The sequence below is a fragment of the Photobacterium swingsii genome (genome assembly GCF_024346715.1).
Classification (GTDB): domain Bacteria; phylum Pseudomonadota; class Gammaproteobacteria; order Enterobacterales; family Vibrionaceae; genus Photobacterium; species Photobacterium swingsii.
Genome location: NZ_AP024852.1, coordinates 3,113,011 through 3,129,564, shown reverse-complemented (window position 1 = coordinate 3,129,564; position 16,554 = coordinate 3,113,011). Strand labels below are relative to the sequence as shown.

The following is a 16,554-nucleotide window of genomic DNA, read 5'->3' as shown; positions in this document are numbered from 1 at the left end:
AATAAGTGGTGAATAAATGAAAGCCCGAGCATTCAATATGCCTCGGGCTTTTTGATTGTTGGTCGCGATAATAAAGCTAGTTCTGCTTGGCAATACCGCCCATATCCACTTTCTTCACTTTCTCGCGAATTGACTGGATGGCAAAATACAGCACTGGCGTTAGGATAGTCCCCACCACGACGGCTAAGGTCATGCCGCCAAATACCGCATTACCAAGAGCGCGTCGACTTCCCGCACCAGCACCGCTGGCGACCACTAATGGCATTACGCCTAATACAAACGAGAAGCCTGTCATGAGTACGGCCCGGAAGCGCAATCGTGCTGCTTTCACTGCTGAGTCACGAATAGACAGACCCACTTCTTCGCGCTGCATTTTGGCAAATTCTACGATTAAGATGGCATTCTTACTGGCCAAGCCTATCAGCAGAACCAAGCCAATTTGAGTGTAGAGATTGACATCACTACCGAGTACCCACACAAACAAGAAAGCGCCTAAAATCGCAATTGGTACTGAGAAGATAACTCCCAGCGGAACGGTCCAACTCTCATACTGAGCGACTAAGAATAAGTAAGTAAAGACTAACGCCAGTGAGAAAATCAAAGGTGCTAAGTTACCGGCTTTGATTTCTTGGTAGGTCATTCCGGTCCACGAGAAGCTATAGCCATCAGGTAAACTTTCGGCCGCTCGCTCCATGGCCGTTACGGCTTCACCAGAGCTAAACCCGGGAATTGGGATCGCATTGATGGTCGCTGAGTTATAGAGGTTATAGCGATCGACAACGTCAGGCCCCAGTGATGGGCGAGTGCTAACTAAGGTGCTTAATGGCACCATCTGGCCACCAGTTCCCCGCACATAGAAGTGTTGAATGCCCGCTTCGTCAGATCGAAACTCGGTTTCCGCTTGCATCATAACGCGGAAGTTTTTACCGAATTTAGTGAAGTCATTGACGTACATCCCTCCTAACTGTGTTTGGAGGGTGAAGAAGATCTCATCAAGTGGAACGCCAAGTACTTTGGCCTTTTCACGGTCTATATCGGCAAAGATCTGCGGTACATCGGCAGTGAAATTACTAAAGGCAAAAGCGATCTCAGGTTGTTCGTTAGCCTTAATAATAAAGCCCCGCATGACAGAGGCGAGCTCTTGTGCTGAGCGCCCTCGGTTATCTTGCAAGACAAACTCAACCCCTGCAACGCTACCGACACCAGGAAGTGGTGGCAGAGCAAAAGCTTGGGCGACCCCTTCTGGCAGCTGGTTATATTTCTGCTGAAGGCGGGCGATGATTTGAGTTTGATGTAGGTTTGGATCGCTGCGATCTTCCCACGTGTCCAATGTCACGATCAATAGACCGCCATTAGACTTCAAAGAGCCGGATAAAATGCTAAAACCGCTGGCATGAATAACATCGGCTACGCCTTCTTCATTACGGGTGATATCAACCAACTCCGCCATCACCTGTTCGGTACGGTTAAGCGAAGAACCATCAGGCAGTGAGACATCCACCATGAATGATTTTTTATCTTCGTCTGGAATGAAGCCACTTGGTAAGACTTTGGCTAAGAGGCCAGTTCCTGCCAACATGACCACAAATAAGATGCTCACGATCACTACGCGGCGGATCATAGTCGCAACGACATTGGTATAGCGGTCAGTGATCTTATCGAAGATACGGTTAAAGGCTGCATGGAAACCTTTCTCATGCTTTTTCGGTGGCTTAAGCAGTGAAGCACACAAAGCGGGAGACAGGGTCAGAGCATTAATTGATGAAATGAGTACTGAGATACAAATGGTGATTGAGAACTGCGCGTACATTTGTCCGGTAATACCTGGCATGACAGCAGTTGGAGCAAATACGGCTAGCAGTACCAGCGTGGTTGCAATGACGGGACCAGTAACTTCATCCATCGCTTTTAGCGTTGCATCACGAGGACTTAACCCTTCATCTTCCATTAACCGAGTCACGTTTTCGATCACCACAATGGCATCATCGACCACGATCCCGATGGCCAGAATCAAGGCGAACAGTGAGACGGTATTGATGGTCATGCCGAAAATCAGCAAGAACACAAAAGTACCCACTAACGACACAGGGATCGCTATAGCGGGAATTAAGGTTGAACGGAAATCCTGTAAGAAAATAAAGACAACTAAAACAACCAGTACAACCGAAATAAAGAGGGTTTGCACCACTTCATTGATCGATGTCTCAACGAATTCTGTGGTGTCATAAAGTACTTTTTGTTCGAGATCTTCCGGGAAGCCCGACTCTAGTCGGTGCATGGTATCGCGAACACCTTCTGCGACCTCAAGTGCGTTGGCATCAGGGGATTGGTAGATTGCAATAATGGCGGAAGGTTGGCCGTTAAGCTTGCCTTGTGCATCGTAGGTTTGTGAGCCTAATTCAACTCGAGCAACGTCTCTGACACGTAGTTTTCGACCATCTTGCGTGGCACGGATGATGATGTTTTTAAATTCATCAGCATCGACCAATCGACCTTGAGTTTGTAACGTATATTGGAATTGTTGATCGGGGGGCGTTGGTGAAGCACCGATACGACCTGCGGCAACCTGAATATTTTGCTCTTTAATGGCTGCCAGTACATCTTGTGGGGTAACCCCGAGTGGCGCCATTTTGTCTGGGTCGAGCCAAATACGCATAGCGTAATCAAGTGAGCCAATAATGTTTACTTTACTCACACCTGGTACGCGAGCTAATTCATCCTTAAGGTTCAAGCTAGCGTAGTTAGTAATATAAAGTGCGTCGTAGCTGTCTTTAGGGGAGAACAGGTTTACCACCATCAAAATACTAGATGATTGCTTCTCTACTGCAATACCTTCACGTTTTACTTCTTCAGGTAAACGTGAAGTGGCCTTTTGGACTCGGTTTTGGACCTGGACTTGGGCATCATCGGCATTGGTTCCAACGGCGAAAGTCACAGTGAGGTTATAGCTGCCGTCATTGGAGGATTTCGATGACATGTAAATCATGTTTTCGACCCCGTTGACCTCACTTTCGACCACTTGGGCAACGGTCGCTTTGACCACTTCAGCATTCGCGCCAGGGTAACTGGTACTGACACTGATACTCGGTGGGGCAACTTCAGGAAACTCTGCCACGGGTAAAACAGGAATCGCGAGCAAACCACAAAGCGTCAATACAATAGCAATGACGAAAGCGAATTTGGGCCGATAAACAAAAAAGCGACTGATCATGGGTGATCTCCTTTACTGCTGATCGGCAAATGGTTTGATTTGCTGTACTTGTGGTTTTACCTCTGCACCGACACGGACACGCTGCAAACCTTGAATGATCACGCGCTCATTAGGCATTAAGCCTGCGTCAATTATCCAGTAAATACCTTGGCGGGTATGCACCTCTAAATCTCGACGCTCAACGATGTTTTCATTGTTAACCACCATGGCAAAGCGTCCTTTTTGATCTTCCTGCACAGCCACTTGTGGGATCAATAAGGCTTCAATGGGATCCGATGAAGCAATGATGATATTACCGAACTGACCTGGTTGAAGTACGTGATCTGGGTTAGGGAAGCTCGCTCGAATTTGGACTGTGCCCGTGGTTGGATCAACGCGGTTATCAATGAAGTCAATCTTGCCTTTTTGATCGTAAAGGCTTTTGTTTGAAAGCTCTAAGCTAAGAGATAGCTCATTTAACGCAGGGACTTGCTCCGATTTTCTCAGTTCATAAGCATCAAGTATTTGAGTTTCACTGGCATTAAAAATAACGTGCATAGGCTCTTGTTGTACCAGTGTCGCCAACTCACCCGTTGATGGGTTAATTAAATCACCGATCGAAACGTTTGATGCACCAATGCGTCCATCAATTGGGGCTAATATTTGGGTGTAACCTTGGTTAAGGCGAGCGGCATCGAGTGCGGCTTCGGCTTGTGAGACTGAAGCTTCTGCGGTGATTTTGGCGGTGGTGATTTCGTCAAAATCCACAGCACTAATACTGCCTTTAGGTAGCAGTTTTTTTCCGCGTTTATAGTTGATCAGTGAAACTTCATATTTGGCTTTAGCTTGTTTTAGTGCCGCTTCCTTTTGACGTACTTCGGCAGCGAACGGTTTTGGATCAAGTTCAAACAGCAAAGTGCCTTTCTTAACGTAATCCCCTTCATGAAATGGACGAGCCATTAAATAGCCTTCGACCCTAGCTTGTAAGGAGACATCTTCGACAGCTTCAATGCGGCCACTAAATTGTGTGGAAGGGTTAATTTGCTGTTTGGAGATGGTTTCGACAATAACGGTGGGCGGTGGTGGTGCGACTTGCTGTTTTGCTGCTTCTTCACATCCACTGAGTAAGCCGATGGATAACAAAATAGCGGTGCAAGTTGTGCTGCGCTTTAGAATCCATTTCATGATTTAACATCCTGTTTTCCAAATATAACATTAGTTGATTATGCGTACATTCTTATTAACAGTAAATAAATTGCTCCTAATAACGAGAGTTGCTGTAACTTTTTTGTCGGGGTAGAGTGGTTTGCAATAATTTTTAGGTCATTAAATGGAGTAAGCATGGTACGTATCGCGATAGCTGGCGCAGCCGGGCGCATGGGGCGCAATTTAATTAAAGCCGTCGAAGCATCGGATTTTGCAACCTTAGGTGCGGCAAGCGAACGCCCTGAATCAAGCATGATTGGTGTTGATGCCGGTGAGCTAGCTGGCATTGGCAAATGTGGTGTAGCTGTTGTTGATGATCTTGCTACGGTTGCAGATGAATTTGATGTGGTCATTGACTTTACCGCGCCTACACCAACCTTGGCGAATTTGGCACTGTGCCAGAAGTATGCAAAACGTATCGTGATTGGGACTACAGGTTTTACCGAAGACGAGCGTCAGGTCATAGATGAAGCCGCTAAATCATTGGGTGTTGTTATGGCACCTAATTACAGTGTAGGGGTTAACCTTGTCTTTAAACTGCTAGAAAAAGCAGCCAAAGTGATGGGTGATTACTGTGATATTGAAGTGATTGAAGCGCATCATCGACATAAAGTCGATGCGCCATCGGGGACAGCGATAGGTATGGGCGAAGCGATAGCTGGTGCTATGGGCAATAAATTGAGTGATGTTGCGGTATACGCACGCGAAGGAATTACGGGTGAGCGTAGCCGTGATGAAATTGGCTTTGCGACGATTCGAGCTGGCGATATTGTGGGTGAACATACAGCGATGTTTGCTGATATTGGTGAGCGCGTTGAAATCACTCATAAAGCAACAGATCGTATGACATTTGCTAATGGTGCTGTGCGTGCTGCGTCATGGTTGGCCCTTCAACCTGCGGGTTTTTACACTATGCAAGATGTACTAGGACTCGACGAACTTTAAACTTGAACAACTAAAATAAATATTCGTGCTGTTTATGCATCAGGTCCCTTTGGTGCATAAACCCACATTATTGGCATGGCTGCTATCAATAATATTTTATCTCCTGTTATCTTGTCTAAATACCTCCAGTAAATCATAGTAAATCTAGCTTTCGCTGCGCTTCCACTTGTTAATTGTTGAAAATTACACTATTCCTTGTGTTTATAATCGTTTGCTTGTGGTTTTATCTTTATTAATCTCTGGTTACATTTTGGCAAACGATAAAATGAGATCGGCCACAACTTTCATGTGACAAATTGTGGGGTTGTTGGTGTGTTTTGGTGCTTTCGCTTGGTTTTACTTCTCTAGTTGATATATTTTGTAGTTATTTCAGGGCTTTTATTGACAGAAAAATAAGCGCTCTATAGAATACGCGGAATTTGTCAAAAATCAGCTTTCAGTGGTTATTGGCACAGTATTGAATGGGTAGTTGCAAATTTATCTGTTTTAATTGCATTTTTATATTTTTTGGAGGTTGTCTTGAGCAAATCTGCGCTGTTAGTCCTTGAAGATGGGACAGTGTTCCGCGGCGTGTCCATTGGGGCAGATGGTTCGGCCGTTGGTGAAGTCGTTTTTAATACCTCGATGACGGGGTATCAAGAAATTCTCACTGACCCTTCTTATTCTCAACAGATAGTTACTCTTACTTACCCTCATATTGGCAACACCGGAACCAATTCCGAAGACGAAGAATCTACCGCAATCCATGCGCAAGGCCTGATTATTCGTGACCTCCCTCTTATTGCTTCAAACTTCCGCAGTGAACAAACCCTTTCTGATTACTTAAAATCACAAAACATTGTTGGTATCGCTGATATTGATACCCGTAAGCTGACACGCATCTTGCGTGAAAAAGGCGCGCAAAACGGTTGTGTGATTGCAGGTAATAACCTAGATGAAGCGTTAGCACTGGCAAAAGCAAAAGAGTTCCCTGGTCTGAAGGGCATGGACTTAGCAAAAGAAGTGACAACGTCTGAATCTTACTCGTGGAAACAGGGTTCTTGGACATTAACGGGCGGTTTACCTGAAGCGAAAGACGATAGCGAATTACCATTCCATGTGGTGGCTTACGACTTTGGTGCCAAGCGTAATATCTTGCGTATGTTGGTTGACCGCGGTTGTCGCTTAACGGTTGTTCCTGCACAGACTTCAGCAGAAGAAGTTTTGGCCCTGAATCCAGATGGTGTGTTCTTATCGAACGGCCCTGGTGACCCAGAACCATGTACTTACGCAATTGAAGCAACCAAGACCTTCCTTGAAAAAGGCCTACCAGTATTTGGTATCTGTCTTGGTCACCAAATTCTTGCTCTGGCAAGTGGCGCACAAACAGTGAAAATGAAATTTGGTCACCACGGTGCAAACCATCCAGTGAAAGACCTAGATCGTGATGTCGTAATGATTACGGCTCAAAACCACGGTTTTGCCGTAGACGAAGCAAGTTTGCCTGAACACCTACGTGCAACTCACAAATCATTGTTTGATGGCTCACTACAAGGTATTCATCGTACAGACAAGCCTGCATTTAGCTTCCAAGGTCACCCTGAAGCAAGCCCAGGTCCACACGATGCAGCACCTTTGTTTGACCACTTTATTGAATTGCTAAAAAAGCACAGCGCCTAAGTTCGGAGTAGTAAAAGATGCCAAAACGTAATGATATTAAAAGTATTCTTATTCTAGGTGCTGGCCCGATTGTTATCGGTCAGGCTTGTGAATTTGACTACTCGGGTGCACAAGCATGTAAAGCACTTCGTGAAGAAGGCTACCGTGTTATCCTTGTTAACTCGAATCCTGCAACAATCATGACTGACCCAGACATGGCTGATGCGACCTACATTGAACCTATTCACTGGGAAGTGGTTCGTAAAATCATTGAAAAAGAACGCCCAGATGCAGTGCTACCAACGATGGGTGGCCAAACTGCGTTGAACTGTGCACTTGATTTAGAAAAGCACGGTGTATTGGAAGAGTTCGGCGTGGAAATGATTGGTGCAACGGCTGACGCGATTGATAAAGCAGAAGACCGTTCCCGTTTCGATAAAGCGATGAAGTCTATCGGCCTTGAGTGTCCTCGTGCTGATACTGCAAAAACCATGGAAGAAGCTTATGGCGTGCTAGATATGGTTGGCTTCCCATGTATCATCCGTCCTTCGTTCACCATGGGTGGTACGGGCGGTGGTATCGCGTATAACAAAGAAGAGTTTGACGACATTTGTCGCCGCGGTCTTGACCTTTCTCCGACGAATGAACTGCTTATCGATGAGTCATTAATTGGTTGGAAAGAATACGAGATGGAAGTGGTTCGCGACAAAGCGGATAACTGTATCATCGTATGTGCGATTGAAAACTTTGATGCCATGGGCATCCACACTGGTGACTCAATCACAGTTGCACCCGCGCAAACACTAACAGACAAAGAATACCAGTTGATGCGTAACGCATCGCTAGCGGTACTACGTGAAATCGGTGTAGAAACTGGTGGTTCAAACGTACAGTTTGGTATCAACCCGAAAGATGGCCGTATGGTTATCATCGAGATGAACCCGCGCGTATCTCGTTCATCGGCGCTAGCATCGAAAGCAACAGGCTTTCCGATTGCAAAAATTGCGGCAAAATTGGCGGTTGGTTTCACGCTTGATGAGCTAATGAATGACATCACAGGTGGTGCTACGCCTGCATCATTTGAACCAACAATCGATTACGTAGTAACTAAGATCCCTCGCTTTAACTTCGAAAAATTTGCAGGTGCGAATGACCGCCTAACAACGCAAATGAAGTCAGTGGGTGAGGTGATGGCGATTGGTCGTAACCAACAAGAATCACTGCAAAAGGCACTACGCGGCCTAGAAGTTGGCGCGAATGGCTTTGACGAAATGGTTGACCTAGATGCGCCAGACGCACTGACAACAATTCGTCATGAACTAAAAGATGCTGGTGCTGAGCGTATTTGGTATATCGCGGATGCATTCCGTGCGGGTATGTCAGTTGATGGTGTGTTCAACCTAACCAATGTTGACCGTTGGTTCCTCGTGCAAATTGAAGACCTAGTAAAAGCAGAACAAGCGGTTAAAGATGGCGGCTTTGCGGGTTTGAATGAAACGGTACTTCGCCAGCTTAAGCGTAAAGGTTTTGCCGATGCCCGTCTTGCTAAGCTACTTGGTGTTGCGGAAAGTGAAATTCGTCGCCTACGTGACCAGTTCAATATCCACCCGGTTTACAAGCGTGTTGATACTTGTGCGGCTGAGTTCTCATCGGACACGGCTTACATGTACTCATCGTACGATGAAGAGTGTGAAGCGAACCCAACAGATAATGACAAAATCATGGTACTTGGCGGTGGTCCAAACCGTATCGGCCAAGGTATTGAATTTGACTACTGTTGTGTACACGCCTCGCTTGCCCTGCGCGAAGATGGTTACGAAACCATTATGGTTAACTGTAACCCTGAAACAGTATCGACAGATTACGATACATCAGACCGCCTGTACTTCGAACCAGTAACGCTGGAAGATGTACTTGCTATCGCCCGAATTGAAAAACCGAAAGGTGTAATTGTTCAGTACGGTGGGCAAACACCATTGAAACTGGCGCGTGCACTTGAAGCGGCAGGTGTGCCAATTATCGGCACAAGCCCAGATGCTATCGACCGTGCAGAAGACCGTGAGCGTTTCCAGGCAGCAGTGGAGCGTTTAGGTCTGCTTCAACCAGAAAACGCAACTGTAACTACCATGGAACAAGCGGTAGAGAAGTCGAAAGAAATTGGCTTCCCGCTGGTTGTGCGTCCTTCATATGTACTGGGTGGTCGTGCGATGGAAATCGTTTACGACGAGCAAGACTTGCGCCGTTACTTCAATGAAGCGGTTAGCGTATCTAACGAATCGCCAGTACTGCTTGACCGTTTCCTAGATGACGCTGTTGAAGTGGATGTAGACGCCATTTGTGATGGTGAACAAGTTGTCATTGGTGGCATCATGGAGCATATCGAACAAGCGGGTGTTCACTCAGGTGACTCAGCATGTTCATTGCCTGCTTACACGCTAAGCCAAGAAATCCAAGATGTAATGCGTCAACAGGTTGAGAAGCTTGCTTTTGAACTCGGTGTTCGCGGCTTGATGAATACCCAGTTTGCCGTTAAGGATAATGAAGTTTACCTTATCGAAGTGAACCCACGTGCAGCACGTACCGTACCATTTGTATCGAAAGCAACGGGGGCACCTCTTGCTAAAATTGCCGCTCGTGTCATGGCGGGGCAATCTCTTGAGTCACAAGGCTTTACTAAAGAGATTATTCCACCGTACTACTCAGTAAAAGAAGTGGTACTGCCGTTCAACAAATTCCCTGGTGTTGACCCACTATTAGGCCCAGAAATGCGCTCAACCGGTGAGGTGATGGGGGTGGGCGATACTTTTGCAGAAGCATTTGCTAAAGCTGAGTTAGGTTGTAGCAAAGAGAAGCAAGCAAGTGGTCGTGCGCTACTGTCTGTACGTGAAAATGACAAACAGCGAGTGGTGGATCTAGCGTCTAAGCTAATCAAATTGGGCTACGAGCTAGATGCAACTCACGGTACTGCGGTTATTCTAGGCGAAGCGGGCATTAACCCACGTCTAGTGAACAAGGTACATGAAGGCCGTCCTCACATTCTTGATCGTATTAAGAACAATGAGTACACCTACATTGTGAATACAGCTGAAGGTCGCCAAGCGATTGAAGATTCAAAAGTACTTCGTCGCGGAGCATTGGCCGAGAAAGTGAACTACACCACAACGCTAAACGCCGCGTTCGCAACATGCATGGCATGGACTGCAGATGACCGTAACAAGGTGACGTCTGTCCAAGAATTGCATGCGCGCATTAATAACGCGTAATTATGCTACTGCTGTAATCTAAAAGCACAAATCACAAGCCCGCCACTATGGCGGGTTTTTTTATGATGCATAGAAAATACGGTATCTAGCGGCTTTATTCGATCTTGCTGCGTTAACTGGAGCTGAAGAAATATTTTGTGGCAAATTCTTGATTTAAATACCTTGCACGCATGAGTGAATGCCGTAGAATTACGGCGTCGCGCTAATGCGGCATCTTTGGAGATTTTAATGAACGATACCGACCATCCCCCGAGTATGAAGGTGGAAAATCAAGCCCGCTAACGGTGTCGGTCTCCTATTGTCCGAACCCGTCGCTGGTTCGGAATATATGTCTACAAGTATCACTTCTTGATACGTGCTAATCACTCTATTCCTCGATTTTCTTCCTTATATCTCACGTTGAATTGTCAGTTAGTTGAAAAACGGCTTACCGCTTATCGACATTTATTCTTGCCTATTTGGGGTAATAATAAATGCTGTTTGGTTGTGAGGTGTGTTGGCTTTTAGGTTAATTCTGGTGGTCGTTACTGTTAGCTAAGTAACTAGTGAGTACTAGCTGCTTGGTCCTTGCCAATCGGGAGATTCGCTATGGCGGTAATGAACTGTGCAGTACAAACTGCAAACGAACAACTAGCACATAATGATGTGTTAGCAGCAAAAAATGCATTTTTGAAATATAACGCGCAAGAGCAAGCAAGGTTATTGGTCGTAATGCCAATTTCAGAAGCCATTGCTGTATTGCACGAGTGTCCTTTAAGGCACGTGCAGTGTTTACTCGATCGTCTTGATGAGATGAACGAAGAGAAGCGTATGCGTCATTTGGCCAATGGTCTTGGTTTAATCTGCTCAGAGGCTGAACCTGCAGGGCATTACCTGCAAAACAGTGTCATGTCACATGTACGTGAGCGTATTGGCTGGATTGTTGGCTTGGCGCTGTTAGGGATAGTATCGGGCCTTATTATATCGCACTATGAAGACACGCTAAGCCAGTTAGTGTTATTAGCTATCTACATGCCTGTTATTGCGGCTGCGGGTGGTAATACGGGGTCACAAGCGGCAACGCTGGTGGTGCGAGCCTTGGCGATGGAAGAGATACGCTGCAAGGATTGGCTAGCGGTACTGTGGAAAGAGTTCCGAGTTGCGCTGGTTATCGCAGGCGTCTTGGCTGGCGTCATTATTGCGCGAGTCATGCTGTTCAGCGATGCATCCAGTTTACCCTTTGGTATTCAGTTGGAAGATATCGCTGTGGCGATAGGCATGGCCATATCAATTCAGGTTGTATTATCGACCAGTATTGGTGGTGTATTACCTATGGTTGCTCGTGCATGCCGACTGGATCCCGCTGTACTGGTGAGCCCTGTGCTTGCTTCTGTCGTTGATATTACCGGTATGATGATTTACTTCACGACAGTGAATTGGATGCTTGGACTCGCGTAGCGTTTTCGCTTTTATCATCAGATCGTATCGAGCCCACTGCTCGTCTATTAGCCCCAGAGCGAGATGTTCTGGGGCTTTTTCTTTACTGTGTGTTCTGTGGTTTTACAGCAAGTGTGTTGATGTCTGCACGATACAGGGTTTCATAGAAGACTTTTTCGAACTGCGTAATAGCAGGGGTAATCGGCTTATCGTCTACTGGTTTAATCGGGTGGTAGTTATTGATCAGTTGGATCACGATGAGTGATTGCCCCGATTGTGTTTTAAGTACGCCTGCAAGGTTGTAAGCACCATATAAGGAGCCACTCTTTGCCGTTAAGTTACCAGCCAGTGGCGGTTTACGTAAGCTTGGGCGGTAGCGCAGCGTGCCACTTTGGTTGGCTACGGGCAGGGTAGATAGAAGGCCAAGTTTCGAGTCATGGCTAATTAAGTAATCCATAACATGCAGGAGCTGCTCTGCGGTTAAACGGTTATTGCGCGATAAGCCTGATCCATCCACTAATACGGCATTGTTGAGATCTATCCCTGCTTCCTCTTTTAGAATAGCCTTAATAGCAGCAGTGCCGCTGGCAAAATTACCAGGCTGCTTAAAGTAGTAGTGCCCTAAGGTTTTGGCCAAATTATCAGCGATAAGATTGTCGGAATCTTTTAGCATGATGGCTAAAAGTTCGGGTAGAGCTGCAGATTGATGGCGAGCAATCCGTCGACCTTGACGGTCGTCATTGCGTTTGATTTCGCCCGTAAACCGAATGCCCACACGCTTTAGTTCAGCTAACAGCACCTGCTGGGTGAATGCGGCAGTATCTTGGACCGCAAAATTGAGTGGCAGGGGGTTATCGCGCTGTAATAAACAGCCATTTAATTGGTAGCTGTTATCTGGTTGAGCATGCAGCTCTAAATCGCAGAAGCGTGATTTTTGCTGAGATTTACTGACTATCGTGGCATGGGTTGTTACGGTAATTGGCTGGTGGGCTGGCACGTTAACACGTGTTGTAGCACCTACCGCTTTGTTACTGTAAATCGCGCCTTGTACACAGTTATGCTCAAGGCTGATGCTACTTGATGGTGCGCTATAGCAAACGCCTAAAATATCCCACGGCCAGCCTACCGCACGCTCATAGCCATTAAACACGCCACCACTCAGGTAAATATCTCCATCAAGTTTTGATATGCCTTGTTGTTTTACTTTTTTGAGTAAAGCTGTGAGGTCGCTCCGGCTAAACAAAGGATCACCGCTAAAGCGAAGAACTAGGTCTTGCTTTGCTGTATTTGAAATAAGCTCGATATCAGTATTAAAGGTAAAGCTCGACGGAAGATATAGCTTAGCGGCTAAGGCAGTTAATAGTTTTTGGGTACTGGCTGGTGAGGCGAGTTGCTGAGGGCTTTGTTGCCATAGGATGGTTGGCGCGCTTTGCTGTGATTGGCTACCTTGAGCGATGATAATGCTACTGCTGTTACCAGCAGGCAGTAATGAGAGAGACTTTGTTATGTCTGCATCGAGTGATGCGGATGAACTTGCTATTACGTGATGAGAGAGTAAAGCCGTAGAAAGCAGCAATAAGGCATTTGTTTTAGAACGTAAAGAGTGAGTCATGATACTGGCTTGATATGAAAGCATTGATAGCATCATAGCTGAATTATTTGCATGAATGTCAGAGTAAAGATGAGTAAAACAAAAAAACGCAGACCGAAGTCTGCGTTTATCAGCATATTGCGCTTTTAATCCAAACGGGATTAGAAGTCGTAACGTGCACCAAGAACGAACTCATCTTTGTTACGCTCGCCAGCAACATCAGTCTTAGCTTGGTCTAGTTTGTAAGACGCGTAAGTACGGAAGTTGTTAGTGAAGTAGTAAGTTGCGTCAACCGCGTACTCGTTCTTAACTGCTTTTTCTGAAACGTTAGCATCACGGTTTTCAAGGTAGTTGAAAGTACCTGAGAATACTAGCTTGTCCATAGTGTATTTAGCTGCTAGTTCGTAACCACGAGCTTTCTCAGCTACAGTGTTACGTGCATCTTGGTAAAGACCAGCAACGTAGATATCACCATATGTGTAAGAGATAGCTGCGAAAGCTTGCTTTTGCTTCTCATCAACTTCCTTACCAGATGTGATGTCTTTACCTTGATCTTGTTGTGCGTAACCCGCACCGAAACCAAGACCCATGTCTAGTGTGTACATTGCACCAGCTGAGTAACCATCTTTGTTTGAACCATTGTCAAACACGTAGTTAGCTTTAACTACTAGGTTATCGAAAGAACCGATGTATGCAAGGCTGTTGTCAGCACGGTCAGCAGCGTTGATTTTAGAACCAGCAGCGTTACCGTGGTAAGCCATGATATCTGTAAAGTCAGTGATCATGCCTAGAGAACCGTCGATTTTACCGTATACAACTTGACCGTAGTCAGAGCCGATACCAGCGTAAAGTTTACGGTTTTCATCGTTTGGAGAAACCTTAACACCTGCAACTTCAGTACCAGCGCGGAATTCACGCTCGAAGAAACCAAGACCGTATACAGAATCAGTAATGTCTGATTTAGCGCCAATGTTTACACGTGTACGAGTGTTGTCAGTAACGTTACCGTCTTTTAGAGCACCACGTGCTTCGATACGACCGCCAATTGCTAGGCTTGAAGTTTCGTCTGAGTATACTTCTGCCGCTTGTACTGCACCAGAAAGAGTCGCTGCTGCTACTGCTAGAGCAATCAGGTTCTTGTTCATTGCTGAATCCTTTTAAAATATTTTTTTATTTGATGCACTTCAATGTGTAAATGCATGGCGTTCTTTTTACTGGTAATAGGGAGTCAGTGTTAGTAAAAAAAGCTAAAAAAAACATTTTTGGTGCATCTTGGTTTGATGTGTTACTAGGTTTTATGTATCTAAAACAGTAGGTTGGGGTCGATATTAAAAGTTCATCTTAAAAAGTATGTTTTAGTATGTTTTAGAAAAATGCAGGTGTTCTGTTGTGTTTGTTTTCGCTTTCTTGTGGTTCAAAATGTGACCTTTGCGGCATTATTTTGTTGTTTAATCAGATATGTGGCGCTTGATTATTGAAAGTAAGAACAATGATATCAAGACACAGCAATAGGTGACCTCTCGATGATATTTGTTTAAAATGAGCAACAATCTTTTGTGAATTAATGACACTCAGGTCGTTACTGAGTGGCTTTTATTTGTCTGAAATGCGTGGCATGAAGACATGAGGAAGTTGAAATGGATAAAGTACCAATGACAGTTCGTGGCGAAAAGAAGCTGCGTGAAGAACTGGATGTGTTAATGAAGCGTCGCCCTATTATTTCGCAAGCGATTGGTGAAGCGCGTGAGCTGGGTGATCTAAAAGAAAATGCGGAATATCACGCAGCACGTGAAGAGCAGGGTATCTGTGAAGCGCAAATCCGTGATATCGAGTATAAGCTGTCTGTTGCACAGGTTATTGATGTCACTAAGATGACAAATACAGGCAAAGTGATTTTCGGTACAACAGTACACCTTATCGATGTAGAAACTGACGACGAAGTGACTTACCAAATCGTGGGTGATGACGAAGCCGATATTAAAGCGGGTCGTATCTCAGTGAACTCACCAATTGCGCGTGGTTTGATTGGTAAAGAAGAAGGCGATGAAGTGGTTATTTCTACGCCGGGTGGTCAAAAAGAATTTGAAATCGAAAAAGTTGAGTACATTTAATCACCAACATTGAAATGGCGCGTGCTATTAATGTGTTAGAGAATGTAACTTTTTCGTTTTGTTGTAAAAACAAAAAAGGCCGCATCGGCGGCCTTTTTTATTTGCGTGGAAGCTCGATTTTGCGCGCTTCGCTTTGGCGGTAAAGAACAAGAGTTTTACCAATTACTTGAACTTTTTCAGCTTTAGTTTCACGAACAATTGCATCTACGATCAATACTTTAGTTTCACGATCTTCAGTTGCAACCTTCACTTTAATTAATTCGTGATGGTCAAGCGCAAGCTCGATCTCTGCCAGTACGGCTTCTGTTAAGCCGTTTGCACCCATAAGTACAACTGGTTTTAGGTTGTGAGCAAGGCCTTTTAGGAACTGCTTTTGTTTGGTGCTTAGATTCATGACGACTCTATTTTTTATTACTAGGGTTGAAAACGAGGTATTCTAACGCCATCTAGTCGAGAAGACTAATTTGTTTAGTATGCATCGTGGTTAAATCGCAATGTATACTTAATAAGTACCCAAACTCGTTAGGTAAATCATGAGTAGAAAAAAATAACCTGATAGCTCCAGACGTTGGCTGAAAGAGCATTTTGATGGTAGAGATGCTCAAGAAGTACAAAAGAAAGGCTATCGCTCCCGTGTAACCTTCAAAATAGAAATATTCAAAACAAAGATAAACTGCTGAGACAGACAAGGCATGATAGTTGTCGAACTTAGCGCAGAACTAGGTGGTTGGTCACAGTATGCAGCTGAAATTGTTGGCGGTAGTGAGTAAGTGATTGCTTGGATACCTTGCCAATGAATTCAATGCCTGATGTGAGCTTCTTATCTAGGTGTTTTCGCGAAGAATCGGTACTTAATGCACTGTTAGAACTTATTCAACCTGATATGGTTGATGGAGTGATGTCTGATATGGCACTCAACATGAGTGGCAACTTAGCATTCGATCAGCCTAGAGCTATGTATCTTGTTGAGCTAGCATTAGATATGTGTCGACAGATACTTGCGCCGAATGACAGTTTGCGGTAAAAGTTTTCCAAGGTGAAGGCTTGGACCAATATTTAGCTGAAGTTCGTAGCATGTTCAAAGCGGTCAAAATTCGGAAACCTGACTCATCGCGAGATCGCTCGCATGAAGTCTACATAGTAGCTACAGGTTACAAACTGTAGTAGTCTACATTCATCTATTAGTTATCGCGA

10 protein-coding genes and 1 pseudogene are annotated in these 16,554 nt (G+C 45.2%); 6 read left to right on the top strand and 5 right to left on the bottom strand.

Annotated elements, in window-relative coordinates; all coding sequences use genetic code 11:
• Positions 1–76: 76 nt before the first annotated feature.
• On the bottom strand, positions 77–3,211 hold the full coding sequence (locus tag OCU77_RS14170; RefSeq protein WP_107302793.1) for an efflux RND transporter permease subunit: 3,135 nt from the start codon (positions 3,209–3,211) through the stop codon (positions 77–79).
• 12 nt (positions 3,212–3,223) lie between these two features.
• Complete coding sequence (locus tag OCU77_RS14165; protein ID WP_107302792.1) at positions 3,224–4,375, bottom strand: efflux RND transporter periplasmic adaptor subunit; 1,152 nt, start codon at positions 4,373–4,375, stop codon at positions 3,224–3,226.
• A gap of 156 nt (positions 4,376–4,531) precedes the next feature.
• On the opposite strand from OCU77_RS14165, the gene dapB reads away from it, so the two are divergent.
• The 4 genes from dapB (at position 4,532) to OCU77_RS14145 (ending at position 11,679) form a co-directional block, all read left to right on the top strand.
• Positions 4,532–5,341 carry a 4-hydroxy-tetrahydrodipicolinate reductase gene (gene dapB, locus OCU77_RS14160; RefSeq protein WP_048898005.1) on the top strand — a complete coding sequence of 270 codons (810 nt, stop codon included), beginning with the start codon at positions 4,532–4,534 and terminating at the stop codon, positions 5,339–5,341.
• A 519-nt stretch (positions 5,342–5,860) separates the two neighbouring features.
• On the top strand, positions 5,861–7,000 hold the full coding sequence (carA, locus tag OCU77_RS14155; protein WP_048898006.1) for a glutamine-hydrolyzing carbamoyl-phosphate synthase small subunit: 1,140 nt from the start codon (positions 5,861–5,863) through the stop codon (positions 6,998–7,000).
• Between the two features lie 17 nt (positions 7,001–7,017).
• A complete protein-coding gene (carB, locus tag OCU77_RS14150) occupies positions 7,018–10,242 on the top strand; it encodes a carbamoyl-phosphate synthase large subunit (protein WP_048898007.1) in 3,225 nt (1,074 codons plus the stop codon).
• A gap of 588 nt (positions 10,243–10,830) precedes the next feature.
• The gene (locus OCU77_RS14145; RefSeq protein WP_048898008.1) at positions 10,831–11,679 is read left to right on the top strand and encodes a magnesium transporter; all 849 of its coding nucleotides are present in this window, start codon (positions 10,831–10,833) and stop codon (positions 11,677–11,679) included.
• A gap of 82 nt (positions 11,680–11,761) precedes the next feature.
• Here the strand turns inward: OCU77_RS14145 and dacB are convergent, their stop codons facing one another.
• Both dacB and OCU77_RS14135 read right to left on the bottom strand, forming a co-directional pair.
• Positions 11,762–13,294, bottom strand: a complete 1,533-nt coding sequence (dacB, locus tag OCU77_RS14140; protein ID WP_261855990.1) for a serine-type D-Ala-D-Ala carboxypeptidase — start codon at positions 13,292–13,294, stop codon at positions 11,762–11,764.
• 116 nt (positions 13,295–13,410) lie between these two features.
• Positions 13,411–14,394: a porin gene (locus OCU77_RS14135; RefSeq protein ID WP_048898009.1), complete on the bottom strand. Its 984-nt coding sequence runs from the start codon at positions 14,392–14,394 to the stop codon at positions 13,411–13,413.
• A 492-nt stretch (positions 14,395–14,886) separates the two neighbouring features.
• Between OCU77_RS14135 and greA the strand changes: the two genes are divergently transcribed.
• Entirely contained in the window at positions 14,887–15,360 is a 474-nt protein-coding gene (greA, locus tag OCU77_RS14130) for a transcription elongation factor GreA (protein WP_048898010.1), read from the top strand.
• Positions 15,361–15,457: 97 nt separating this feature from the next.
• Here the strand turns inward: greA and yhbY are convergent, their stop codons facing one another.
• Complete coding sequence (gene yhbY, locus OCU77_RS14125) at positions 15,458–15,754, bottom strand: ribosome assembly RNA-binding protein YhbY (RefSeq protein WP_048898011.1); 297 nt, start codon at positions 15,752–15,754, stop codon at positions 15,458–15,460.
• Positions 15,755–15,932: 178 nt separating this feature from the next.
• On the opposite strand from yhbY, the pseudogene rlmE reads away from it, so the two are divergent.
• Positions 15,933–16,524 (top strand): annotated as a pseudogene (gene rlmE, locus OCU77_RS14120) (23S rRNA (uridine(2552)-2'-O)-methyltransferase RlmE).
• Positions 16,525–16,554: the final 30 nt, after the last annotated feature.

What these genes read in the sequence shown, in the direction of transcription:
- OCU77_RS14145 (WP_048898008.1), top strand. Translation starts at nt 10,831, where the DNA reads ATGGCGGTAATGAACTGTGCAGTACAAACTGCAAACGAACAACTAGCA.
- dapB (WP_048898005.1), top strand. Translation starts at nt 4,532, where the DNA reads ATGGTACGTATCGCGATAGCTGGCGCAGCCGGGCGCATGGGGCGCAAT.
- dacB (WP_261855990.1), bottom strand. Translation starts at nt 13,294, where the DNA reads ATGCTTTCATATCAAGCCAGTATCATGACTCACTCTTTACGTTCTAAA.
- OCU77_RS14170 (WP_107302793.1), bottom strand. Translation starts at nt 3,211, where the DNA reads ATGATCAGTCGCTTTTTTGTTTATCGGCCCAAATTCGCTTTCGTCATT.
- yhbY (WP_048898011.1), bottom strand. Translation starts at nt 15,754, where the DNA reads ATGAATCTAAGCACCAAACAAAAGCAGTTCCTAAAAGGCCTTGCTCAC.
- OCU77_RS14165 (WP_107302792.1), bottom strand. Translation starts at nt 4,375, where the DNA reads ATGAAATGGATTCTAAAGCGCAGCACAACTTGCACCGCTATTTTGTTA.
- greA (WP_048898010.1), top strand. Translation starts at nt 14,887, where the DNA reads ATGGATAAAGTACCAATGACAGTTCGTGGCGAAAAGAAGCTGCGTGAA.
- carB (WP_048898007.1), top strand. Translation starts at nt 7,018, where the DNA reads ATGCCAAAACGTAATGATATTAAAAGTATTCTTATTCTAGGTGCTGGC.
- OCU77_RS14135 (WP_048898009.1), bottom strand. Translation starts at nt 14,394, where the DNA reads ATGAACAAGAACCTGATTGCTCTAGCAGTAGCAGCAGCGACTCTTTCT.